Consider the following 23,244-nt stretch of genomic DNA (forward strand, 5'->3'; position numbering starts at 1 on the left):
GATGAAAAAGATTCTGTTTTTCTTGATTTTTGTACTTGCTGTCGCCACGTATGCAGCTAAAGCTCCGACCCACCATTCCCTGCGTGCCGAAGCCATGGGTAACGCCCACGTGGCCCTTGTAGACGACAAAGAAGCAATCTACTTCAACTACGCCGGTTTGAGCCAGATTAACCGCCTGGGTAACTACGAAAAGCGCCCGGAACAAGGTTACTACCCCCGCAATTTTTTGGGCGACATGCGCCTGAACTTGGGCGGAGCCGGTCCGTTCGAAACCTACTTCTCAACTTACAGCGTGGCTAGGGACTTGCAGAAAATTTACAAGAATGCAAGAAATACTGCTGAGGCCCTGGGCCTTAGCCAATCCAATGTTTTGATGGATACGCTCGCCACTCACCCGGAACTGATTCACAAGCTGAACAATTACGACCACAAATACCTGACCATGAAAATCAAGATGGATGCCGAAATGGCGTTCCACGGATTCGGCGGTGCAATTTGGGTAGACGGTAACGTCGCACCTTACCTGGACGGAGGCCTTGTGCTCCCCTTCCTCGCTATTGACACCTTCTACGTGGACGGTGTGGCCCAGGCCGGTTTTTCTTACGGATTCACCAACAACCTGTCTGTCGGTTTGGGCGTCAAGATGGCCAAGCGCCAGAAGGTCGAAATGATTACCGTAGACGTGTTGAACTACGACGCCCTGCAAGATACTCTTGAAGACCGCTACCACGACGTCACCGACAACATTTTCGATTTTGAATCTGTTTCTGCCGGTATCGATATGGGCGTGCTCTACCAGCTGACTCGCGAATTCAGAGTCGGTATGTCGCTGCGCGACGTGTACTTCAAGGAACTCGCCGGTGACAAGATTACGCCGAACCTCACGGCTGGTTTCAACTACAGCCCCCGATTCTTCAACAAGAACACCGGTTACGCCCGTAAGTTCAATATCGCTTGCGACTACGCCGATGCATTCAACAACGAAAGAAACTATAAGGTATTCTCTCACTTGAACATGGGTCTCGAAGTAGAACAGAACTTGCTCGCCTGGCCGGGCTACAACAACGAAATCCGCATGCTCGCCCTGCGTCTTTCGGGCGGTTTCAAGGGCGGCTACCCCTCTGCCGGTTTCGCCATCGAAGCCCTGCGTTTCATTACGGTTGAATTCGCTACCTGGGCTGAAGAACTCGGTTACTACACCGGCCAGGACGAAGAACGTATTTACATGGGCCAGCTGAGTATCGGATTCTAATTTGACCCGCCAAAGTTTAAAAGAGCTCCTTCGGGAGCTCTTTTTTTAGATCCTTCCCCTGAAACAAGTTCAGGGTCAGGATGACACTACGTGTCACTTTTTGTCTTGCGGAACGAGGCGTTCTACCACGCGGAACAAGTCGTTATAGATTTCGAGGAAGTCTTCGACCCATATAGGATCACGCTCGCCCACCACGTGGAAGGTTTCTTCGAGCGTATGGAGGGCGTTGTACGGCCCCACCAAGCTACCGGCCGGCACCGATGCCGTTCCACGATAAAGGTCGGTCGCCACGAGACGCGCGCGGAAGCTTCGCCTTAAGCGGGCAATAAGGGCGGTACGGAGCGCCAAAAGTTCATCATGAGCCTGCAGCAGCTGACCTTCACGAATCCAGCCTTCTACTAGGGTCAGGCGACGGATCGTCGAATCGCGTTCCGTCGACGGCACCAACTGACGTTTTTCCAGAAGCGTCTGCTTAAGCTTGGCAGACATGCCCAAAAGCATTTCAGCATTCCAGAAAACCATGGGGTTTTCGGAGAATCGTTCAGACGAATCGACACGCGGCGTATGCGTCTTGATCCAACGTTCCAATTTATCGGCCACCATGTTCGCTTCAGGGAGCCTATCGACCGCCAGATATTCTCCGGCACGGTTCAGCAGGTTTTCGGCATAGACCATACGCCAATGCGAAAGTTTTCCGCTCTTGCGGATTGCATCGATATTCTGGCGGATGGTATCCAAGCGTTCTTGCATCGAAACCCTACTCCTGAGTCGTCTTCTGCAGCGGGGTGACGCCGATTTCTACACGGCGGTTCAGGCGGCGGTGTTCTTCGCTATCGTTAGGATACTTGGGCATGTGTTCGCCAAAGCCTGCAGCAAAGAGCCTATCGGGCGGAAACCCTTGAGCGATGAGCGTCTTGACCACGTTCACCGCGCGTTCAGTAGAAAGGTTCCAGTTGGTGTAAGTCTTGGATTTCACCGGAGTATCGTCGGTAAAGCCACTCACCATAATCACGTCGGTAGAATCAAGGGCTTCCAGAAGACCCTTGCTAATGCCACGAATCACGCCCTCACCTTCTTTGGTAAGGTCTGCACCGTTAATCGGAAATAAGAACGAAGCCTGAATCTGAATCTTGCCGTCTTCGAGAGCAATGAGCCCCGCCTCGATAGAAGTCTGCAGGCTCTTGGACAAAAGCGCGTTGCGTTCAGCCGCAATTTTTCGCATCTGTTCCTGGCAGCTGAGCACTTCTTCTTCGGTACGCGTCAGGTCTTCGGCCTTCTGTTCCTTAAGGGTTGCCATGGCCACAAACGCGAGGATGAACAACGAAACCAGGGCAACACCCAAGTCCGTGTACGCCATCCAAGGATTGCTGTTTTCGTCTTTCTTGAAGCGCATGCTTAGCCCTCGACCTTAGGCTGCTGAACGGCAGAACGTTGAGTCTGTTCCAAAACTTCAAGCAAGATTTCCTGCGTCTTGACGGCGTTTTCCATAAGCACTTCGCTGGCGCGTTCGTGGAAGGCCTCCAGAGACTGGTTGAGGTGTTCCACAAAGCTTTCTTCTTCGTCGCGTTCGGCGGTATCGCCAGAGAGCTTTTCGAGAATCGTTTCGAGGCCGGCACGCAGCATTTCGAGGTTCGCGCTGAGTTCGGACTGGTTCACGCGCATGAGTTCCGCGGTTTCCACGATATTGCCGCCCAGGGCGTCGGTTGCTTCCTTTTCCTTGACCACGCGGTTGTCAATGCTTTCGGTGAGAGCCTTCTGAGCTTCAAGCAGCACGGAAGAAGTTTCCGAAAGTTTCTGGAAGGCGCCGAGAATATCCGAAGAAAGAGCAGAAAGCTTTTCGGCAACAGAATTGCTGAGTTCGGCAGAACCGGCCTGAGCCTTTTCGGCCACCTGCAAGGCAACGTTCTTGAGGGTTTCGAGGCCTTCTTTCTGGCTGTCCACGTTTTTGAGCGTTTCGGCAGAAAGGCGTTCCATGAAGGATTTCCACTGTTCGTCGGACTGCTTGACCTGATCGGCCACGGCAGCAGCAATATTTTTCGTCGAATCGGTCATGGCCGATTCCGTTGCAGAAGCAACGCCATCGAGGCCAGACTTCACATCGGAAGCCACCTTCGAAAGAGCCGTTTCCACATTGTTCGAAACGCCTTCGAGAGAGTTCTTGAGCGTCGTAGAAATACCGTTCAACTTTTCATCGAGTTTAGACGGAATCGATTCCACAGAAGCAGAAAGCGTCTTGATGTTCTGTTCCATCGGGGTGAATGCCCCCGACAAAGAATCCTTGACTGAGGGGCCCAAGTTTTCGACAGCCTTGTTCATGTTCTGAGAAACATTGGCAAGCGATTCGTTTAGTTTCGTCGTCATGGCAGAAAGTTCGTCGCCCACCATCGAGACAACACCCGAAAGGCCTTCCTTTACAGAAGAGGCGACGACAGACAAATTTTTTTCGACAGAATCAAACAGGCGTTCGAGTTCCGTCTGGGCTTGCGCTTCATCGCTTTCGCCATTTGCAGCGCCCTGCAAGTCCAAGGTCAAGGTGTCCAGTTCCGCCACGAAATCTTCACGAGCAGACACCATCATGTTGCGGCTAGCGTTCAAAATCAAGGCGGCAAACAAGCCGCAAAGGCTCGTGCCGAAAATACCCTTCATATTCTGGAACAAGAGCTGAATCGTATCGAGCGTGCCCTGCGTCGTCGAGTTATCGATGGCACCACCGGCCGTCGCCACAGAATACATAAGACCAAAGAACGTACCCATCAAGCCAAGTAGAATCACCGTACCGCCGGCACTCTTGGGAACCGCGATAGAGACACTGTTAGAAAGCACTTCGTAGGCCATCGAAGAATCGAGGCGAATGTTCTTGGAAATCAAGTTCTGAGCCAAAGCCACACGCTTCGCGACAACGCCGTCGCCACTGACATAGCCACCGCGCTTTCTGCAAGTTTCCAAGATTTCGGTTTCGGCAGCAATTTGCTTCACCGTCTTGAGGGCAACCACCTGTTCGCCGACAAATACAGCAAAGATTGCCGCCATGATAATCCAGCCAAAGAGCGGTGCGCCGAAATAGCAAGCGGCAATCACCAAGGCCAAAAGTCCCACAATGGTAAGAGCTAAAATGACATGGAATGAATTTTTCATGTTTTCACCTCAAATAGATTCAATTGACCGCGGGAGAACCCGCGCAAGAATAACGCCCACTTGCTCTGGTACCATTCAATAATCTGAAGGGTTAAGCCGCGAGCGTAATCACAAAAATCATCCGTAAAAGCCAAGAAGCCGTTTTCGTAAGCGTAGTGCGGATTCCAGTAACGGCCCACGTTGCGTGCGCAAGAGGCTGCCGAGCTGTAGTAATGCGCAGGGCTCTTGGTGTTGAATGCAGCGGCAAAGCGCTTTTTAGCCAAGGCGTTCAGCGAGCTGCGCAGAGATACCACCAGGGCGTTTTCCTTATCGCGGAGCGACGCTTCCAAACTGGGAAGCAGTTTGGATACCGCATCCACGGCGCTTTCGGAAAGCCAGTACTTGCACAACTTTTCCTGCAGCTGCATCACGCGCCCGTGCATGCGGACGAACAACGGTTCGGCGTCGCTCACCAGCAGGTGAATTGTCGCCGAATAAAAAGCGTTAATATCTTGCTTGTTGTTCTTGACCGTCAGAGCCCAGCCCTTTTCTTCGTCATGATGCAAGAAGTCACCGCCTTCCAAAAGCAGACGCATCACTTCGTCAGTCGAAAAGCGCTGCATCCACTTGGTACGGAATTCGTCGTAGAGCTTGTTCGCATCGGCCTTGATCTGCGGGAAGCTGGAATCTGCTAACTTCCACGCCGTTTCGCTGTAAGAAATCAGTTCCGTGGTTCCCACGTTTACTGCAGGGTCGTTCAGCATGGCATCCAAATGCTCGTGCAGCACAATCGACCACGTCACCATCATGGACTGCGAAAGCGTCGCCATCATAGTAGAACGGTTCGGGCGCACCGAAAGACGGACACTGCTGTCCGTCATCTTGCGAATGGATCTGCGAAAGGACTCTTGCACGAAAGTTCCCTTAGAAAGAGGTCTCGATACGGTGCCAGATGTTCCTGTTCACGCGCTTGCCTTGAGACGCAAGTTCTTCGGCTTCGTTGCGCACGTCGGCTTCAAGGTTGTCTTTGATCAAAGCCCTGTCGCCATCGAACTTTCCGCCCGGTTCCAGGTAAAGACCATAAACGTTATCGTTGATCTTGGTATCGGCGGCAACCACCTGTCCTGCTCGAATGGAAAGGGCAAAGCGGTTGCGCAGGAATTCACAACGGGCCAGGAATACTTCGGGCACGTCGTCAATCCAAAGGCCGTAGTAGTTGTTCACGAACTTCACGTTTTCGAAAATACCCTTGGAACGGAACACCGTATTGCGGAAGGCGTTTTCGATAATCAGGTTCTTGATTTCAAAGGGGCGGTTGGCAGACACGAAGTGCACGCCGTTCCAGCTCTTGATGGAGTCGGCACTCCTGAAGACCACGGGGGCGGCCTCGGTACCGATAATCTTTACTGAACCGCGGAACATGAGCTTTGCGTATTCACCCATGAGAACCGTTACACCCGGTTCGATTTCCAAAGTATCTTTTGCCGAAAATACGGCACCCTGTTCCAACAGGTAAGGGCTATCCGCCACCACCAGTTTCACCTTGCCGTTTTCAATCGGCGGGAAAGGCATCTCCCCCGCAACGGCGTTATACGCAAACAGGAGCGTCGTTAAGGCTAACCCCGACCATTTTTTTAAGCCTAGAATCAAATTTCACTCCTCAGTTTAATTTTCTGGATCACATGCATGTCAGGAATCACATTGTCAGCAACGATATCGTTTACACTGAGATCGCCGGTCAATTCCATCTTCACGCTCGAAATCACACCATTCGTCATATCGAAGAGTATGCTGCCCGAGCCTACGATAAAGCCCTTGCTTTCCATACGCAGGTCAGAAGTCGAGTCGGCCAGTTCCCTGTACTTCAGGTTCATACCGATTTTTGCCATCTGGATTCCGTCATGAACATAATGGTCTTCTAGGGTAAAGGACTTGTACACCACGGTCTTACCCGAATTGCCCGGGATTTCCACAGAACGGTCCCAAGTTTCACCCAGTTTAACCGGCTTGCCCGGCAAAAGGGGCTGCACCTTGAGGAAGATGCGAATCAAATCCAGGGCCTCAGTCCCGAGCATCACGGAATCTTCGATGACGGCATCGCGGATATCACCATCTTTAGCCATTTTGAACTGGAAATGTTCCGTAGACATGTAGCGTTCCATGCTGCTGAATTCTTCGACCGTGCGTTTGTCGGACTTGTAGTCCACCGAATCAATTTTGAGCTGGAACTTGGCTGAACCATCGTCATACGCGGTCAAAAGCGAATTGGTCGCACGGACATTGAGGTGCGTATTCATCGCTTCGGGCGTTCCGGACACAGAATCCGTCGTCGGAAGGATTGCGTTCAAGGAAGATTCGAGGAAATAGGTTTGCTGTTGAACATTTTGGGTGTTGAACGAGATAGTGAATTCATTCCCGTCGCAAGCACAAAGAGCGAATAGGGCTACAGAGCCCGTAAAAAACTTAAAGAAATTCATGTCTAGAATATAGTATTAACTAATTCCCTTATTCCCAGAATCGCCTTTTTCAAGGCGCATTTTCTGGAAAAAAGCCTTCAAAAGGCCCAGACATTCGTCAGCAAGGAGCCCCCCGACCACTTCGACTTCACGTTTGAGTGCGTTGTTCGAAATAACGTCGATTGTGGTGCCGCAACCGCCAAAACGGGTATCCGGGGAACCATAGACCACACGGCTGATTCGGCTGTTGAGAATGGCACCGGCGCACATCGGGCAGGGTTCGAGCGTTACATACAAAGTACATCCGTCTAGACGCCAGTTTTCAAGATGACTCGCCGCCGTTCCAATCGAAAGGATTTCTGCATGGGCGGTGGCGTCCTTGAGCATCTCAATCTGATTGTGACCCTTACCGATAACAACCCCATCTTTCACGATAACGCAACCGATAGGGATTTCCTTCTCATCGAAAGCCTTTTCGGCTTCGCGGAGCGCCATGCGCATGAATTTTTCGTCGTCGTTCGTGTTATCCATGGATAAGTGGTTAGTGGTTAGTGGTTGGTGGTTAGTGGTTAGTAGGAAGTAGGCAGTAGGAAGTAGACAGTAGATATTCGGAATTAGGAAGTTTTTATAATTGCGGCGAAGCCGCCCTGTTTACTTAACCACTGTCTACTTAATTCCTCTTCCGTAGGCGCAGTAGGAGTCTTCTTGCATGTAGTCGCCGTCATGATAGTAAGCGGCACGGGCGCGGCAACCGCCGCAGCGGTCGTTGAACTTGCACTTGCCGCAGGCACCGGAGTACGCCTTGGTGCGGAGTTTCTTGAACACCTCGGCGTTCGCCCAGATTTCGTCGAACGGCGTGTCGTGAACATCGCCCGCTTCTTCCATCATGTAGGCGCAGGGGCGCACCTTACCGATGGGACTCACGATGCAGTAGTCAATGCCCGCAAGGCAGCCGCGACTGTAGCGCGTCTTGATATCCAATTGGTCTGCGATGCGCAGGAACTGCGGGGCACATGTGGGTTTGACGGGGATTCCGAGCGTGCGGCTCTTTTCCATAATCTTGCGGAGCAGGCCCTCGTATTCGGCAACGCGCAGGGCGTGACCTTCAATTTCCTTGCCGCGACCCACGGGAATCAAGAAGAAAATCTGGTGGTTTACCGCACCGATTTCCTTGACCCAGTCCATGATGTCGAAAATCTCGTTCTGGTTCCAGTCCATGATGGTCGTGTGGATTTGGAACGGGAGGCCCGCCGCCTTGCAGTTCTCGATGCCCATCATCGTGAGTTCGAAGGCGTTCGGGAGCCCGCGGAAATCATTATGGCGCTTGGGGTCGATACTGTCGATGCTGATGCCCATCGCCATCGCGCCCGCCTTCTTGAGTTCAAAGGCCAGGTCGTGCGTAATGAGCGTGCCGTTGGTGCCGAACACCGGGCGTAGCCCCTTGCTCGAGGCATGCGCGACAAGTTCCACAATGTCCGGGCGGGTCATGGGTTCGCCACCGCTAAAGATCATAATCTTGAACCCCGCCTTCGCGATTTCGTCAATCAGCTTGAGGGCCTCCGGCGTCGTGAGTTCTGCAGCCTTGTTCTCGCCCGCGTCCTGGTAGCAGTGCTTGCAGGTCAGGTTACACTTGTTGGTGGTCATCCAAGATACAATCATTTAAAAACCTCTTTATCACCGGATTGCCGTATCGCCTACGGGTCTTCGCAATGGAGTCTTAATATAGAAATTACAGGGCCTTGAAAACCTTACGGGCCGCTTCCACGGTGCGGTCAATATCAGCTTCGGTATGGGCGGCACTCACAAAGATTGCCTCGAACTGGCTCGGAGCGAGGTATATACCTTCGTCAAGCATTCCAAGGAAGTAGCGGCGGAACAAATCCAAGTCGGACTTTTGCACATCGGCAAAGCATGTCACGGGGCCTTCGGTAAAGAAGATGCAGCCCATGGAGCCCACCTGATTTGTCGCAAGCGGAATTCCCGCCGTCTTTGCGGCGTCTTTAAGTCCTTCAATCAGGCGTGTCGTCATCGCTTCGGCATGCTTGTAATATTCAGGGTGAGTCTTCAGTTCACGCATCGTGGCAAGCCCCGAGGCCATCGCGACTGGGTTACCTGAAAGCGTACCCGCCTGGTAAATTCCGCCAAGCGGCGCAATCTGCTGCATGACATCCAAGCGACCACCATAAGCGCCCACCGGCATGCCGCCACCGATAATCTTACCAAAAGTCGTCAGGTCCGGTTTGATGCCGTACAAGCCCTGTGCGCAGTGAATGTCTACGCGGAAACCGGTCATGACTTCGTCTACAATCAAGAGTGCGCCATGTTTCTTGGTTTCTTCGGAAAGCGTCTTCAAGAATTCTCTCTTCGCGGGCACCACGCCCATATTCCCGGCCACGGGTTCTACAATGACGCCCGCAATTTCGTCACCAATTTTATCGAACAATTCACGGACGCCGGCCACGTCATTGTATTGCAGCGTCAGCGTGTATTTAGCAAGGTCCGCCGGCACGCCTTTGCTGCTCGGCTTACCCGTGGTAAGCATTCCCGAGCCCGCCTTAATCAGCAAGCTATCGCTATGGCCGTGGTAGCAACCTTCAAACTTGACAATCTTATCGCGGCCCGTGAAACCACGCGCCGCACGGATGGCACTCATGGTCGCTTCGGTACCACTGTTCACCATACGGATCATCTCGACACTCGGCACAAGCTCCATCACGAGTTTCGCAAGTTCCGATTCCAGCCCGCAGGGAGCGCCAAAACTGAGACCATTCTGGGCCGTTTCGGCCACCGCCTTGATGACGGCATCATGAGCATGTCCCAAAAGCATGGGACCCCAGCTGCCCACGTAATCAATGTAATCGTTGCCATCGACATCGTAAATGTGGCTGCCCTTGGCACGCTTGATAAACGGAGGAGTCGCCCCCACATTACCATAGGCACGTACAGGACTATTCACGCCACCGGGCATCAGGCCCTTGGCTTCTGCAAAAAGTTTTTCGCTTAAAGAATGGTTCATGCCACCAAAAATAGAAAATCCAGCCCGAAAGCTGGATTTCCTCAGAAAAATACACGAATGTAATTTAGCTTTGATTAGAATGCGTGCGGGCTAGCCATTTCGCAACCAACATGGGCGGAAGCATCATCGTAGAAGTATTCCACCTGGCCACCAGCCGGCGTATCGCAAGCGAGCAAGGCTCCCGTGCAACCCTGACCCGGAGTATAGACAGCCTTGTCGAATTCGTTGTTAGCGCCGCACTTGGCCAAGAATGCATCAACGCCAGCGTCATCAGCGGCGATAGCATGGCAAGAGTGGCTTTCAACACCAGCAATGTTCCTAACCACGTCACAAGAAACAACGGCCTTGCCGTCGAGCTGAGTCTTGGAAGAACCAGAAGCGTTAGAAGAGGAATCATCACCGCAAGCAGTGAGGACAGCGGCAGCGCCGAAAGCGGCAACAATCATCAGTTTTTTCATTTTATTCTCCATTTAACTTTTATGTACGTTTTTATTAAAACGCCCTACAAATATAATACTTTTTTTTACAAAGTCAATAAAAAACATACAAGTTACAAAAAAAGTTTTTTGTAACTTGCATCATTTATTATGAAATTTTAGTGTAAACTATTACAGAACAACGACTTACGTTAAATTCTACTTCAAAAGGCCTTTTTCAAGCGCTTCTTTTGCATGGTAAGTGATAATGATATCGGCTCCGGCTCGCTTGAAGGCAATCAAGTTTTCGCGGATAATCGCCTCTTCGTTGATCCACCCCTGTTGAGCAGCAGCCTTTACCATGGAATACTCGCCACTGACATTATAAACGGCCACAGGCACACTGCTCAATTCAGCAGTCTCACGCAAAACATCGAGGAAGGCAAGCCCGGGCTTAACCATCACGATATCGGCACCTTCTTCCAAGTCAAGTTCCACTTCGTGCAAGGCTTCGCGACCATTGCGAACATCCATCTGGTAACTCTTGCGATCGCCAAAATGCGGTGCGGAATCCGCCGCATCGCGGAACGGGCCGTAGTAGGCACTCGCAAACTTCGCGCTGTAAGCCATAATCGGCAAATTCTGGTATCCGTTTTCATCAAGTTTTGCGCGGATTGCCGCCACACGACCATCCATCATATCGGAGGGCGCTACCATATCGGCACCCGCTTCGGCATGCGTAAGCGCCGTCTTTGCCAAAAGTTCAAGCGTCGGGTCGTTATCGACATCGCCGTCTTCCTTGACAATACCGCAGTGACCGTGACTCATATATTCGCAAAGGCACACATCGGTAATCACATACAGTTCCGGGAACTTCGCCTTGATCGAGCGAACCGCACGTTGCACGATTCCGTCATCGTCATAAGCAGACGTTGCCATTTCGTCCTTGTAGCTAGGAATGCCAAAAAGCAAAATGGACTTGACGCCCACTGCCACGCAGCTTTCCAGTTCCTTCAAGATTTCATCGATGCTAAAGCGGTACTGGTTCGGCATCGAAGGAATTTCTTCTTTGACATTCTCCCCTTCGACCACGAACATCGGGTAAACGAGGGAATCGGGATTCACGGCGGTTTCTGCCACCATGTTGCGGATAGTTGCATTCTTGCGTAAACGACGTGGACGGATAATCATTGCTTAGTTCCTTATTTCACCTACAATATAAAAAAAAAAGGGCCAATTTACATCAGCCCCACTTTTTCAAGTCTCATTTCCGAAGTTCTATTCTGTAGGTTCGCGGCTCATAAGAGATGTCGCAGGTTCCTTCATGTAAGTATAAACATAGGAGCTCATCGGCGCCGACAGTTTACCATCTTCAATTGTACCTTCAACGGAAATGGATTCTCCGTTTTCTACAATAGTAACATTCACAACATTATTCAAGAAATCATTTTCTTTCTCGACGCTGTATTCACCTTGAGCCGTAATGCGGCGCGAGATCTCGCCCCTTTTCAAACGAGTCTTGGTCACCAGGAATGTTCCATTTTTAAAAAGATAAACGGTTTCAATGTGGGAACTCGGGAACTCACCATCTTCTTCATATTCAGTCAAGTACCACGCAGCCACATCTTCCGCTTCGTAACCAACCGGGAAGAACGGACCAAAAGCACTGCTGTAAGATTCAATACCCGGGATATCCTCGTCTTCTTCACTAGGATTGTCATCCTCTACATCAACTGGATTATCGGACGAAACAGCCGGAGAAGAGGTATAGCCCTCAACTTCGGTTCCCGGAGGAATAATGAAGAAAGCCTTGCTGTACAACGTCAAGAGTTTTCCCTTATACTGACCGACAACATAAGCGCGAGCAATTTTCAGGTTATCAATCTTCTGGGAAATGGTTACCGTTACCGATTTTTCTCCACGAGAGATATTCAGAAGATCCCACTCGTTATTATTCCAATCACGCGGCAAGGACTCTTCCTGCACACCAATGGCGTGTACCGGGTACTGGCCGATTCCTATCGCATTTTCAGAATCGTCAATTGCGAATTTTTCGTCATCCCAAGCTACCGTAATTGTATAAACAGCCTTATACACTACGCCAACTTGTTCCCATTCCGGTTCAGCAATTTCAAAGGCAATCCCCTCCGCAGCTTCTGCTCCGGAACCCTGAATAAGCAACTTCGCTTTTTCAAGCTGTTCTTCAGTGCCGTTGCGGCTTTCTTCCACGACTTGGCTATTGTCTTCTACACTGCTTCCGCCATTACTGGCCTTCGGCACGTCCGATTTCATGAGAGTGTAGTGCATTTCCCCCTCGCCATCAGGATTGATCGAGAACTTTCCATTCTTGATTTCGAGCGGGAGTTTATTGCCATTCATCGTGATTTCAATGATTCCATTGCTGTAATCGGAGCCGGACCATCCACCTTCAGCAACGACACCCTTATGGTAGCCTTTAGAATCTCTCAATTGACTTTCTGTCACAATAAAGGAGCCGTCCTTAAACAAGTATACCGCAGACACATAAGTCAGCGCCACTCCTTCTCGACTTTCGGTCTCGACATCGGTTGCATACCATGCCACCACATCGCTCGCATTAAGTTCCGCAGGGAAAAACGCCGTAAGGGAAACGTCACCATCTTTGACGATGGAGCTATCACCATTGCCTCCGACAGGATTGGAATTTTCGGAAGAGCTGTCGCCGCAGCCAACCAGTAAACCCATGGAGATAGCCATGGCTAAGAACAGTGACTTTTTCATATTTTGCTCCTTGTTATAATTTTGTTTGAAAAACTATACTTTTGTTGGAGAAAAAGAACGCCAACCCCTATTCCAACTCGGAATAGGGGTGATATTAATCACGAATGGTTTAGAAAGGAATCGCCTTATTTGTCGAAATTTCGCTCAATTTGCGAAAGTTCTTCGGCCCATTCGGTCTGGATTTTCTGTTTGAGCTTTTTGGCAAGTGAAGGGGCGCGTCCCTGTGTGGAGACCGTTACGGCGATATTTTCGCCAAAATCCATGCGAGCGGGCACGATAAAGTCACCGTCAAGGTAGTCACAGGCGTTATTCACCAGAATACGACGAGCATGAGCATCGTTAGAGACTTGCGCATTGACATCGGGCTTGTCGGTGCAAATGAAAACCATAAAGATGCCGCGGAGATCAAGCGGCTCGTAGGGACGATTTTTCAAGACGAGAGACGGTATCGCAGCAAATTCCGGATCGAACTGCGGGGCAACCACGGTAATGCGGGCTCCCGTGGGCAAAAGTGTTTTCACCTTGCGAAGGGCAATGCGGCCACCGCCCACCACGAGAACATTCTTGCCTTCGAGATTCAGTTCGATGGAAAAGAGGGATCGATTCTGTGATGGCGTAGATTGCTTCGCTTCGCTCGCAATGACGGGTTCAGTTTTCTTCTGGGCAGAACGAATACCATCCACAACCATGTCGGCAAATTCTTTCCAGTCGCCAAGGCAAGGCATGAGCGTAACGGGAATCTGCGGGAATTCCGCCTGCAATTTCGCCACCACACGCGGGACATCGTTCTTGGTATGCTGACCGTTCAACAAGAGGAACGGCAGGAGCGTCACCGACTCTATGTCTTCGCGCAAAAGCGTGCGCAGGTCGTTTTCCAAATCCAACAGGCTCGTACTTGCCACACGCGTACCGGGCAAATCATGATGAAGCTTGTCCAAAATACCTTCGAAACCCTTGTAAGCCCCAGGCAAGATGCAGTGATGCGCGATAATCAGAATAGCTTTCATAGTAGTTAGCAGTAGACAGTAGGAAGTAGACAGTGATTAGGAATTTTTAGTGTAAAATTCTACAATCTTTTTCACGAGGGAATCCATGGTCGTTTCGTCGGAGGTAACGGTTTCAAAACCATGCTTGCGGGCAGCAGACTCTGTCATGCGACCTATGCAGAAAGAGGTATGGGGTATGCTTTGAGGCATAAGTTTGACAAAATTCTCGACGGCGCTGGTGCTGGCGAATACGACTGCATCGGCGCTCTCGACGGCTTCACGCTTCCAATCGGGCAATTCCGACACCGGGAGCGTTTCATAAACAACCCATCGGGTCGCCTGCGGGAGGAGTTTGAGCAAAGTGTCGTCGGCGAGGTTGCCTTGCAGGAGGAGAATACGGGAATGGTCCACAGGGAGCGTAGCCAGCAGCTTCCCCAACCCTTCGCCGGTGTGGTCTTCGGGGACGTAATCGCAGCGGATGCCGTATTCGAGCAACTTCTTTTCGGTAATCTTCCCCACACTAGCAATTTTCTTGCCTGCAAGCACGCGCACATCGTAACCGGCAGCGAACAACTGCTTGAAGAAACTTTCCACGCCGTTCGTGCTGGTGAATGCAAGGATATCGAAGTTTGCGAGATCCGCCCAATTGAACGAGCCTTCGACCACACGAGTCTCAATCATCGGAGTTTCAATGACTTCGGCGCCTAGAGCCGTAAGGCGGGCGGTAATCCCGCTGGCCTGCTTTGCAGCGCGAGTCACCACCAGGCGCTTGCCCGAAAGTGGCAAATTCTTTTTCCAGGCAAGAGTTTGCCCGAGTTCCACGACGCCACCCATAATCGTGATCGCAGGAGCGGTCACCTTTTCGCGGACAATCGTCTCCCCCGCTGTTTCAAGCGTCGCCATAACAGTGCGCTGGTACGGAGTCGTGCCCTTTTCGATAAAGGCAAGCGGCGTTTTCGGGTCCTTGCCACATTCAATGAGGCGCTTGGCAATGAAATCCATGTTGGCAATACCCATCAAGAAGATGAGCGTGCCGGGGCACTTCGCGAGATTTTCAAAATCGAGCGAAAGTTCTCCGTTCGATTCAGCCTTTTCATGCCCGGTGATGATGTGGAAACTTGTCGCAATGCCACGGTGGCTCACGGGAATGCCCGCGTAGGCAGGCACGGAAATTGCCGAGGTAATGCCCGGCACGACTTCGAATTCCACACCTGCATCCACCAGTTCCAACGCTTCTTCACCGCCGCGCCCGAACACGAACGGGTCGCCACCCTTGAGGCGCGCTATCACTCCCGACGGATTTTCCTTCGCGAACTGTACCAAGAGCTTATTGATTTCGGACTGTTTCACCTTGTGATGCGTCGGCATTTTGCCTACGTCAACCATCTTCGCCTTCGGATTGCACATTCCAAGAATCGCCGGAGAAACCAGGCGGTCATACACCACCACGTCGGCATTCTCCAGAATTTCTTTTCCGCGAATCGTCAAGAGTCCCGGATCGCCGGGGCCAGCACCAATCAAGTAAACCTTAGCCGAAACAGCCATCAGCACCTAATCCTTGTCGTCTATTCTTTATCGTCAAATGCTTGGGCGTCTTCGGGTTCTTCCACAATCCAGTCGCGAATGTGGTCGGCAAGAGCCTTCTGGCCGTCCTTTTCAACGGCGTCAGCAAATTCTGTCAGTTCTTCGGCATCGAGCGTCGTCAAATCCTTTTCGTAGCGGTCCACGTAGCCCGAAAGCTGCTCGTAACGCTTCATGCCTGCGAGCAGTTGCATAAATTCAAGATTCGCCGTATTGCCGTTACGGAACTGTTCATGTTCCTTGAGCACACGGTCGGCATCCGCTTCGGGCAAGAAGGCGGCCAAACGCCCGAGGTTCATCACCTTCGGGAAGGTTTCGTATAAGGTGCGGGCAATCTTGATGCAGTCGGACTTGCGACCTTCCTTGTCGGCAATAGCGGCCTGCAAATCCAGGTACGCTTCTTCGTCTTCGGAGCCGGGGTTACGGACATCGCCGAGCCACTGCTTGGCAAGTTCAATATTCCCTGCCATAAACTGGGCATTAGCAATATCAATAAGCGTGGCGTTGCTCTTGTCCGGGTCCTTAAGGAGGGCGGCCTTCGCAAAGTTCGCGGCATCCTTGATAGAGTCTGCCATATCGCAAATGGCATCCAGAATATCTTCGCGGTTTCCCTGGTCGACTTCCGTCACCTTGTTAATCAATTCTTCGAGCAAAGCCTGCGCGCGTTCCTTGGGCAAAATTTCTTCGACGCTCAGGAACACCACCGAGCGGCCTTCACCACCCACATGGCGCATGGCAAGGTCATGAACCAAGTCTGCAACGTAATCCTTGTCGCTGTACTGCGTTGCCAGTTCCACAAAGAACGTTCCGGCATCGTAAAAGAGGTTGTCCCAGTATTCCTTTTCTTCGTCGGTATCGGCCTTGAACGAAATAAAGTCCGCACGCAACGTCCAAGCCAAAAGTTCCAGCTGGTCTTTGGGATCCTTGAAGTTTTCGATATCGTCAATGCCGTTTGCAATTGCCTCGTACAAGTCTTCGGGGCGGTTTAAAAGTCTGCTCTGTCCGCTTACAATCTGAGTGAGTGTATCACGGAGTTTATCTTCTTTGCTGCGCATGGCCTGTGCCATGGCCGGAGATTTCCAAATCTTTTTCTTCTTTGCCATGAAACCAAATGTAGAAAAAAGAATCGTCCCCTACTTATTGCCGATCCAGCTTCCGTTTGATTCGCGCTTGTTTCAGCTTGTTTTTACGGCGTTCACGGCGGCGTTCCTTACGGAGTCTTCGGCGCTGTTCTGCCATCGCTTCCACTTGGTGCAAAATGTCCTTGATTCGCTCGGTCGCAAAAGCATTGTGCAACTTTTTCCGCGTCACATAATCGAGCATGCACACGCATAGCAAAAGGCAGCCCACAAACACCGCAAGCGCCACCGGCCACACAATCACAGATGTCTTGCTCGCCACAAGGCCAAATGCGGGCGGCATCAGAATAGAGCCCACATAAGAACCAGCCATTTGAATACTGATGGCACGGCCCGAAAGTTCTTCGCCAAATCGTGCTGGAGTCGCGTGAATCAGCGACGGATATACAGGAGCGCAACCGAGCCCAAGCAGGCAAATACACACCGGAGTAAACCAAAGCGGCAAAGGCAGCACCAACACCAGACAACCAAGCACCACAATCGCAATACCCGCATGCACCAAGCGCATATCCGTAAACTTGATGGCAAAAAATCCACTCAAAATGCGCCCCACCATGACGCTTGCAAACATGAGCGAGACCGCAATCGCACCGATTTCAGGCTCGAAGCCGCGGGCCACCAAGTAAGTACCGCACCAAAGGCTCGTGGAAATTTCAAGCGACGAATAAAAGAAAAACACCCAAAAAGAAAGCTTCATTCCGGGCACCTTGAGGGCCGCCCGCAGCGAAATATCTTTTACCGCCGACTCCTGTTGCGAGGCGTCGCGTTTCTCCATCTTCTTCCAAATCGGGAGCGTTATAAGCATCATCACGGCTATCAGCGTAAGCAACAAGGCGACCATATCGTAAGCGCCACGCCAGCCGACACCCGTCACCACCGAAATCGAAAACAAGGCAGGACCAAGGCATGCGCCCACGCCCCAGCTGGCATGCAGCCAACTCGTGTGTTTCGATTCCAAGTAAATCGCCGCAAAATTGTTCATCGCGACATCGATTGCGCCCGCCCCGATTCCCATGGGAATCGCAAACAGGCACATCATCGCAAAAGAATTCGAAATGCCGTAACCGAACGAAGCCACCGCTGTAAGCGCAATGCTTATAAAGACAAGCTTGCCCGTCCCCATCAAACGCAAAAGCGCCGGCGTCCACAGGCTAGAAACAATCGTTCCCGCACTTACGATAATCGACAAAAGCCCCGCCGCCGAAAGAGGCGCCATCAAGTCACGCTGCATCAAGGGCCATGCCGCCCCAAGCACCGTATCAGGGAGACCTAAGCCAATAAAAGCCGCATATATGACAACGAGTAAAAGCAAGCGCTACACCACGAAAAATCTACTTTTTCTCGCGAATACGCTTATACAGGCTTTCCGCTTTTTCGGTATCGCCTGCATTCGAGAACACATGGCCCACGTTTTCGGCACCGATGCGGCCCTGAGAATTGCCCGCAAGCCAAGCCTTCATGTAGCATTCGAACGCTTCGTCGTAGCGTTTCTGGGTAAAGTAGATTTGCCCTAAATCCAAGTTCAAATCGGCCTTGCCCTTATTGTGACGCAAACCTTCTTCAAGCGTGAAAATCGCCATCCACGGGGAATTATTCTGCACATACATTTGCGCCAAGTAGCGGCGAGCCGAAACATTTTCCGGATCCATCAGGATTCCGTTTTCCATTTCGTTCAAAGATTGTCTCGTAGAATCCATGCTGCGGTAATAATAGGCCATGGTAAAGTGAACATCGGCACCCGCGGTAGCCGTCATCTGAAGCGCATTCTGAAGCGTCTTGATAGCGTATTCGTAATCGCCCAATTTTTCGTATACTTCGGCCAAACCGTACCACGCATCCATACGGTCCGGGTTCAGCTGCAAGGCTCGTTCAAAGTTCTTCTGGGCAAGCGTCCAGTCGCGGCCCTTCAGGTAGCATTCGGCAAGTGCAAAATGCACGTGGTCCGATTCCACGCCAAGTTCAACGGCACGCTGGTAGGCGGCAATAGCCTCGCCCACATCGCCACCCAAGTAGTAAAGGTCACCGAGGAGCATCCAGGCCTTTTCAAAAGTCGGCAAAAGTTCCACCGTACGCTTGTAAGCGACCATCGCCACCTGCTTACGGTCCAGCTGCACCATGGCATTGCCCAAGTTGAACCAGGCAAACGGTTCGTAGCGACCTTCGTCAATCGCCGCACGGTACAGCGGAACCGCTTCCTTGTACTTCCCCTGGTCGTAAAGCTCGTTCGCCTTGAAGAAGTAATCTTCTGCAGCGAAGGAAAAAAAAGGCAGCAAAAAAACAAATATAAAGCATTTCACTCTTAAAAAAGCGTCGGCCAAGGATGGGGAGGGTGCAGGGAGGGGCCCGTGCGGCCTTCGCAACTCCGAGCTGGGGCCCCGCCCGCAAATAAGCATTTTGCGAAGCATTTTAAAAAAGCCCCATTTGTAATTAAAATTAATTGACAAAGCGGAACTCCTTTGTGGCCTTTTGTGCCACGGGGAATCCGCCCAACTGCGCCGGGCTAAACTTCCACTGTCTTACAGCCTTCAAGGCTTCGTTATCAAATCCATAGCCGGGCGGGTCCTGCGTTAACACCTGAGCCTGCGCCACGTCGCCATACACATCGATCACAATCAAGACTTTCACGTAACCCGAAACGCCCATGCGTTTTGCCTTTTCGGGGAACTTGGGCTGAATTTCACGCAAAACTTGAGCCTGTTCGTCCACTTCGCCCGCTTCGTACACCACGTTTTCCATGGAGCCCGTCCCCACGGCCACACCATCGCCGGCGGCACCGCGGGCAAGCGACAAGTCCATCTGGAAATTCTGACTGCGGGACACTCCCATGTTCGAGGTAATCTTGAACGGGTTCGGATTCACAATCGTACGAATCACCTTCTGCTTGACTTCGGGCTTCTTTTCGCTCACCAGGACTTCGACTTCGGTCACGGCCTCAAGTTCCGTTTCTCCTTTCACGCCCTTGTCCGACATCAGCGCATTGATTACGGGGATAGCAAGGAAGAATACCGCACTCACGACAAAGGAGAGCACCAGCGCAATCGGGTAACGGAGATATTTTCCAACAAAATCAAGCATAGATCAGTTAGAAGTAGGAAGTAGGAAGTAGGAAGTTTTTACGCTGTCTACTGCCTACTGTCTATTCATTCCCCCTCCTTATTTGCCGAAATGGAGACTTTGCGGACTTTGGCGAGGTTGCATTCATCGAGAATATCCACCACCACACCATTGGGGGCATCGCGGTCGCTCACGATAATCACCGGGCGGTCAGGGGCTTCGGCCATCATCTGGCGGAGCACCGTGTTAAGCGTCGACAGATTCACCTGCGTTTCGTTAATGTGAATCGTGCCTTGGCGCGTCACGCCAATCAAAATGCTTTCCTTAGCCAGTTCCTTGGCAGAACTGGCCTTGGGTTTTGTCACATCCACGCCTGTTTCGCGCGTGAAAGTCGACGTCACAATAAAGAAGATAAGCAGGATAAATACCATGTCTAGCATGGGGGAAACATCGACCCTGCCGGCCTCCTGCGAACGTTTACGAATAAAACTCATTTTTCCTCCGATTTATTTGCAAATACGTAGGATTCATATTTCAAAGCTTCGCTCCAGGCAATTTCTTCTACTTTTTCGACCTTGCTCGCCAAGAAGTTGTAAGCCAACATCAAGGGGAAGGCAACCAAAAGGCCCGCCTGGGTCGTCAGGAGCGCTTCGGAAATGCCGTCTGCCATAAGCACCGGATTGCCGAAACCGAAAAGCTGAATGGACTTGAAGGTATGCACCATCCCAGACACCGTTCCCAAAAGTCCAAGCAATGGGGCAATGGCAGCGCAAGTCGAAATGGTCTTGAGGCCCTTCGACAAATTGACCGATATGCGGTGACGGGTCGCTTCCATGGCATTGCGAACTGCCACGGGGCCTTGATCCTTGTGGTTACGGATATCCGATGCGAGCGCATAGAAGTAGCCGAAACGGCGACGTTCCAGCTTTTTAAAGGCAGCCTCTTCGCCGCTTTTCTGCAGCGTTTTCCAGAAGCCGCCCAAGCCGTTAATGCGACTTCCCTTCAGCATAAAATAGTAGCCGTAACGTTCAATCATCAAAAACCAGCCGAACCAGCCCAACGCAAACAGCGGGGCCAGCACCCAGCCACCCCTGAACAGGATGCCAAATACTGCTTCCAGTATGGAATTTTGATCGACCGGAGCCAAATTAGTCTTCCTTGACCGATTCGTTAATCCAAAGGGCGTTCAACACGGCAAGGCCGGCAGCTTCCATGCGGCCACGCAAAGCATCGGCGCGGTTCGTAAGGAAGGTGTGCAGCAACTGCAGCGGAATGGCTACAATCAAGCCCGCTTCCGTCGTCACGAGGGCAATAGAAATACCGCCAGCCAAAAGTTTCGGGTCAGAAGTACCATGCATGGTAATGACATCGAAAAGTTCGATCATTCCCATCACGGTACCCAAAAGGCCAAGCAACGGAGCCGTTGCCGCAAACACGGAAATCCAGGAAAGTCCCATTTCGATTTTCGGCGATTCCGCCGCAAAAACTTCTTCCAAGGCCTTTTCTGCAGAAGCGCGATTCGGGTAATTCTTGGAAAGCACCGTGCGCAGCACCTTGCCCACCTTACCGTGGAGTTTCGAGGACAGATTGCGGGCAGTAGCCACATCGCCCTTTTCCAAAGCCTTGATGCAACGTCTGGTCGAAAGTCCACCAAAACCGGCGACAACCAACCAGATAAGGCGCCACAGCACAATCAAAAGACCGAGGCCGAAAAGCGTCGCAATCGGATACATCAAGATCCCGCCGTTCTTGAAGAACACCTTGAGGTCATCCTTCCAAGTGGTTTCCTGGTGGTTCGCCATTTCAGAAGAAAGTTCGGTACTGAGGAGTACATCCACCGGCACCATGACGTATGCGGAATCTTTCGCTTCGGCAAAGGCCTTGCTGATTTCAGACTTCGTATCGGGAGTCAAATTTTCTTGCCAGCTGAACACGCGCTTCTTTTCGCCAGCCACCGGGAGCATCAATGCCGCCGGATGCAAGCCGTTGATATCGACTGCGTTTGCCATTTGCATGGCATAGAGGCCGCCCAAGCGCATGCGGTCGCCCTGGGCGACAGAAGAACCGAACACCAGTTCAGCCTTCTCTACGCCGCTTTCGCGGGTAAATTCCATTTCAGCGCGGGCCGCGTTCAAAATCGACTGAGCTATGCGCAGAGGATCATCCCTGTACAGGCCCATTTCCTTTTTCACCTTGTTCTGAACTTCGACGCGTTCTGCAATCTTGAAGGGAATCCCCTGTTCTGCAAACTTCGAAAGCGTTTCCAAGCGTTCGGGACCTGCAGCAAGCGACAGGTATTCGGCGCGGGCCTTTTCTGCCTGCAGCTTCACCTGGGCCAAGTCTTCGCGAGCAACGCGAACGTCTTCGAAAAGGCGGGCTCGTTCCGACATCAAGGCGTCGACTTTCTCTTTGCTTTCGTTGTACTTTTCGTTAAAAAGCTCGCGTTCCTGATTGGCGGTTTCACGGTCTTTCCAGCGGGCAGCAACGGCCATGTCGCGCTTTTTACGGGCTTCTTCAAGGTCTGCCTTTGCGCTGTTCAAGGCGGCACGCTGCTTTACTGCATCTACATCCGCATTCTGCTGGGCGTAAGAGAGCGGCGCCAATGTAGCGAGAGAGGCTACTAAGACGAGAGCCCCCATCCCGCACTTCACATTACACATTACACATTTCATCTACTTGCCCTCCTTCGGAATCGTCACCGGAATCATGACAAGTCTCGGAGCAGTCTTACCTTCGGCCACCTTCATCACGTCTTTAAGTACGGTACGCATGGCCAAGTTATCAGACACATTCTTCCAGGCATAACCGCCATCGGCAGTCCGTGCAAGCCACAGCACGTCGTTACCGTCGTTGCTCACGAAAATGGAGGCAACTGCACCATAGCGCAAATAAGTTCCCGGAACACTGCGGGCATCTACCTGCAAAAAGCCCTTGTAGACTTCAGTGGTGTACCCCAGACGAATGCGGTCATAGAAAACTTCAAGCACACGGTTCAAGCCATCATCGGCTTCGATCAAGCCTTTATGCAACTGGTTTGCAATTTCTTGCACGCTCTTGACCGTTTCTTCGTTACGGTACGGGAAATCCGATTCAAATACGGGAATCAAGGAATCGATGACCATGGCCAAGGATTCGCCATACTTTGCCCTACGGTTTTCAAAGTACTTGACCGTACCCAGGGATTTCTGGCGTACGTTTGCCAAGTTCTGGAGTTCCGCCTTCAGGGAATCGATTTCCGCCTTCAAGGTCTTGTTCTGCGAAGCAAGAGCCTGCACCTTTTTGCGGCCCACTTCCACGAATTCGGCGTGACGCTTCTTTTCTGTATCATGGAGCGATTTTTCGCGGGCTGTTTCGGCCTCCACCGCTTTAATCTGGTGACGGACACTTTCTACCGTTTCCTGAGCCTGCGAAACAACGCCCGCAAGGCTCAAGCAAAGGAATATTTTGGTCAGTAAATGAAATTTCATATG

General features: G+C 51.7%; 23 protein-coding genes. 1 reads left to right on the forward strand and 22 read right to left on the reverse strand.

The window, feature by feature from the left end:
* Window position 1 precedes the first annotated feature (1 nt).
* The gene (locus B9Y58_RS06420; protein ID WP_085534833.1) at window positions 2-1,252 is read left to right on the forward strand and encodes a hypothetical protein; all 1,251 of its coding nucleotides are present in this window, start codon (window positions 2-4) and stop codon (window positions 1,250-1,252) included.
* Between the two features lie 93 nt (window positions 1,253-1,345).
* Here B9Y58_RS06420 and B9Y58_RS06425 read toward each other — a convergent pair whose 3' ends face one another.
* The 22 genes from B9Y58_RS06425 to B9Y58_RS06530 all read right to left on the reverse strand — a co-directional run bounded on the left by B9Y58_RS06425 (window position 1,346) and on the right by B9Y58_RS06530 (window position 23,241).
* On the reverse strand, window positions 1,346-2,002 hold the full coding sequence (locus B9Y58_RS06425) for a hypothetical protein (RefSeq protein WP_085534834.1): 657 nt from the start codon (window positions 2,000-2,002) through the stop codon (window positions 1,346-1,348).
* Between the two features lie 7 nt (window positions 2,003-2,009).
* On the reverse strand, window positions 2,010-2,645 hold the full coding sequence (locus tag B9Y58_RS06430; RefSeq protein ID WP_073055130.1) for an OmpA/MotB family protein: 636 nt from the start codon (window positions 2,643-2,645) through the stop codon (window positions 2,010-2,012).
* 2 nt (window positions 2,646-2,647) lie between these two features.
* A complete protein-coding gene (locus tag B9Y58_RS06435) occupies window positions 2,648-4,387 on the reverse strand; it encodes a fimbrial protein (protein ID WP_085534835.1) in 1,740 nt (579 codons plus the stop codon).
* A complete protein-coding gene (locus B9Y58_RS06440; RefSeq protein ID WP_085534836.1) occupies window positions 4,384-5,280 on the reverse strand; it encodes a hypothetical protein in 897 nt (298 codons plus the stop codon). The genes B9Y58_RS06435 and B9Y58_RS06440 overlap by 4 nt, the downstream gene beginning before the upstream one ends.
* 10 nt (window positions 5,281-5,290) lie before the next feature.
* Window positions 5,291-6,016, reverse strand: coding sequence for a right-handed parallel beta-helix repeat-containing protein (locus B9Y58_RS06445; RefSeq protein ID WP_233247870.1), 726 nt, complete (start codon window positions 6,014-6,016; stop codon window positions 5,291-5,293).
* Window positions 6,013-6,843: a hypothetical protein gene (locus B9Y58_RS06450; RefSeq protein ID WP_073055124.1), complete on the reverse strand. Its 831-nt coding sequence runs from the start codon at window positions 6,841-6,843 to the stop codon at window positions 6,013-6,015. The genes B9Y58_RS06445 and B9Y58_RS06450 overlap by 4 nt, the downstream gene beginning before the upstream one ends.
* A gap of 15 nt (window positions 6,844-6,858) precedes the next feature.
* The gene (tadA, locus tag B9Y58_RS06455; RefSeq protein WP_073055122.1) at window positions 6,859-7,353 is read right to left on the reverse strand and encodes a tRNA adenosine(34) deaminase TadA; all 495 of its coding nucleotides are present in this window, start codon (window positions 7,351-7,353) and stop codon (window positions 6,859-6,861) included.
* 135 nt (window positions 7,354-7,488) lie between these two features.
* On the reverse strand, window positions 7,489-8,481 hold the full coding sequence (gene nirJ2, locus B9Y58_RS06460; RefSeq protein ID WP_073055120.1) for a putative heme d1 biosynthesis radical SAM protein NirJ2: 993 nt from the start codon (window positions 8,479-8,481) through the stop codon (window positions 7,489-7,491).
* A 70-nt stretch (window positions 8,482-8,551) separates the two neighbouring features.
* Window positions 8,552-9,838, reverse strand: coding sequence for a glutamate-1-semialdehyde 2,1-aminomutase (gene hemL / locus B9Y58_RS06465; RefSeq protein ID WP_085534837.1), 1,287 nt, complete (start codon window positions 9,836-9,838; stop codon window positions 8,552-8,554).
* 74 nt (window positions 9,839-9,912) lie between these two features.
* Entirely contained in the window at window positions 9,913-10,296 is a 384-nt protein-coding gene (locus B9Y58_RS06470) for a hypothetical protein (RefSeq protein ID WP_144066149.1), read from the reverse strand.
* A gap of 177 nt (window positions 10,297-10,473) precedes the next feature.
* On the reverse strand, window positions 10,474-11,445 hold the full coding sequence (gene hemB, locus B9Y58_RS06475; RefSeq protein ID WP_085534839.1) for a porphobilinogen synthase: 972 nt from the start codon (window positions 11,443-11,445) through the stop codon (window positions 10,474-10,476).
* A gap of 87 nt (window positions 11,446-11,532) precedes the next feature.
* Window positions 11,533-13,014 carry a hypothetical protein gene (locus tag B9Y58_RS06480; RefSeq protein WP_073055115.1) on the reverse strand — a complete coding sequence of 494 codons (1,482 nt, stop codon included), beginning with the start codon at window positions 13,012-13,014 and terminating at the stop codon, window positions 11,533-11,535.
* 125 nt (window positions 13,015-13,139) lie between these two features.
* Window positions 13,140-14,021 (reverse strand): NAD(P)-dependent oxidoreductase, encoded by an 882-nt coding sequence (locus B9Y58_RS06485; RefSeq protein ID WP_085534840.1) that lies wholly within the window; start codon window positions 14,019-14,021, stop codon window positions 13,140-13,142.
* Window positions 14,022-14,057: 36 nt separating this feature from the next.
* Window positions 14,058-15,545 (reverse strand): uroporphyrinogen-III C-methyltransferase, encoded by a 1,488-nt coding sequence (gene cobA, locus B9Y58_RS06490; RefSeq protein WP_085534841.1) that lies wholly within the window; start codon window positions 15,543-15,545, stop codon window positions 14,058-14,060.
* Window positions 15,546-15,565: 20 nt separating this feature from the next.
* Entirely contained in the window at window positions 15,566-16,684 is a 1,119-nt protein-coding gene (locus tag B9Y58_RS06495; RefSeq protein ID WP_085534842.1) for a hypothetical protein, read from the reverse strand.
* Between the two features lie 34 nt (window positions 16,685-16,718).
* On the reverse strand, window positions 16,719-18,032 hold the full coding sequence (locus B9Y58_RS06500) for an MFS transporter (protein ID WP_073055111.1): 1,314 nt from the start codon (window positions 18,030-18,032) through the stop codon (window positions 16,719-16,721).
* 19 nt (window positions 18,033-18,051) lie between these two features.
* Window positions 18,052-18,993, reverse strand: a complete 942-nt coding sequence (locus B9Y58_RS06505) for a tetratricopeptide repeat protein (RefSeq protein WP_233247871.1) — start codon at window positions 18,991-18,993, stop codon at window positions 18,052-18,054.
* Window positions 18,994-19,153: 160 nt separating this feature from the next.
* Complete coding sequence (locus B9Y58_RS06510) at window positions 19,154-19,795, reverse strand: energy transducer TonB (protein WP_085534843.1); 642 nt, start codon at window positions 19,793-19,795, stop codon at window positions 19,154-19,156.
* 65 nt (window positions 19,796-19,860) lie between these two features.
* On the reverse strand, window positions 19,861-20,268 hold the full coding sequence (locus tag B9Y58_RS06515; RefSeq protein WP_073055108.1) for an ExbD/TolR family protein: 408 nt from the start codon (window positions 20,266-20,268) through the stop codon (window positions 19,861-19,863).
* Window positions 20,265-20,921, reverse strand: coding sequence for a MotA/TolQ/ExbB proton channel family protein (locus B9Y58_RS06520; protein ID WP_234989097.1), 657 nt, complete (start codon window positions 20,919-20,921; stop codon window positions 20,265-20,267). Before B9Y58_RS06520 ends, B9Y58_RS06515 begins: the two co-directional genes overlap by 4 nt.
* Before the next feature lies 1 nt (window position 20,922).
* A complete protein-coding gene (locus B9Y58_RS06525) occupies window positions 20,923-22,446 on the reverse strand; it encodes a MotA/TolQ/ExbB proton channel family protein (protein WP_085534844.1) in 1,524 nt (507 codons plus the stop codon).
* A complete protein-coding gene (locus B9Y58_RS06530) occupies window positions 22,447-23,241 on the reverse strand; it encodes a DUF3450 family protein (protein ID WP_085534845.1) in 795 nt (264 codons plus the stop codon).
* Between the last annotated feature and the right edge of the window lie 3 nt (window positions 23,242-23,244).

The sequence above is a fragment of the Fibrobacter sp. UWB15 genome (assembly GCF_900177705.1).
Taxonomy (GTDB): Bacteria; Fibrobacterota; Fibrobacteria; order Fibrobacterales; family Fibrobacteraceae; genus Fibrobacter.

Bases quoted from the DNA above. Each gene is read 5' to 3' on its own strand.
- B9Y58_RS06420 (WP_085534833.1), top strand. From the start codon at position 2: ATGAAAAAGATTCTGTTTTTCTTGATTTTTGTACTTGCTGTCGCCACG.
- B9Y58_RS06425 (WP_085534834.1), bottom strand. From the start codon at position 2,002: ATGCAAGAACGCTTGGATACCATCCGCCAGAATATCGATGCAATCCGC.
- B9Y58_RS06430 (WP_073055130.1), bottom strand. From the start codon at position 2,645: ATGCGCTTCAAGAAAGACGAAAACAGCAATCCTTGGATGGCGTACACG.
- B9Y58_RS06435 (WP_085534835.1), bottom strand. From the start codon at position 4,387: ATGAAAAATTCATTCCATGTCATTTTAGCTCTTACCATTGTGGGACTT.
- B9Y58_RS06450 (WP_073055124.1), bottom strand. From the start codon at position 6,843: ATGAATTTCTTTAAGTTTTTTACGGGCTCTGTAGCCCTATTCGCTCTT.
- tadA (WP_073055122.1), bottom strand. From the start codon at position 7,353: ATGGATAACACGAACGACGACGAAAAATTCATGCGCATGGCGCTCCGC.
- nirJ2 (WP_073055120.1), bottom strand. From the start codon at position 8,481: ATGATTGTATCTTGGATGACCACCAACAAGTGTAACCTGACCTGCAAG.
- hemL (WP_085534837.1), bottom strand. From the start codon at position 9,838: ATGAACCATTCTTTAAGCGAAAAACTTTTTGCAGAAGCCAAGGGCCTG.
- B9Y58_RS06470 (WP_144066149.1), bottom strand. From the start codon at position 10,296: ATGAAAAAACTGATGATTGTTGCCGCTTTCGGCGCTGCCGCTGTCCTC.
- hemB (WP_085534839.1), bottom strand. From the start codon at position 11,445: ATGATTATCCGTCCACGTCGTTTACGCAAGAATGCAACTATCCGCAAC.
- B9Y58_RS06480 (WP_073055115.1), bottom strand. From the start codon at position 13,014: ATGAAAAAGTCACTGTTCTTAGCCATGGCTATCTCCATGGGTTTACTG.
- B9Y58_RS06485 (WP_085534840.1), bottom strand. From the start codon at position 14,021: ATGAAAGCTATTCTGATTATCGCGCATCACTGCATCTTGCCTGGGGCT.
- cobA (WP_085534841.1), bottom strand. From the start codon at position 15,545: ATGGCTGTTTCGGCTAAGGTTTACTTGATTGGTGCTGGCCCCGGCGAT.
- B9Y58_RS06495 (WP_085534842.1), bottom strand. From the start codon at position 16,684: ATGGCAAAGAAGAAAAAGATTTGGAAATCTCCGGCCATGGCACAGGCC.
- B9Y58_RS06510 (WP_085534843.1), bottom strand. From the start codon at position 19,795: ATGCTTGATTTTGTTGGAAAATATCTCCGTTACCCGATTGCGCTGGTG.
- B9Y58_RS06515 (WP_073055108.1), bottom strand. From the start codon at position 20,268: ATGAGTTTTATTCGTAAACGTTCGCAGGAGGCCGGCAGGGTCGATGTT.
- B9Y58_RS06525 (WP_085534844.1), bottom strand. From the start codon at position 22,446: ATGAAATGTGTAATGTGTAATGTGAAGTGCGGGATGGGGGCTCTCGTC.
- B9Y58_RS06530 (WP_085534845.1), bottom strand. From the start codon at position 23,241: ATGAAATTTCATTTACTGACCAAAATATTCCTTTGCTTGAGCCTTGCG.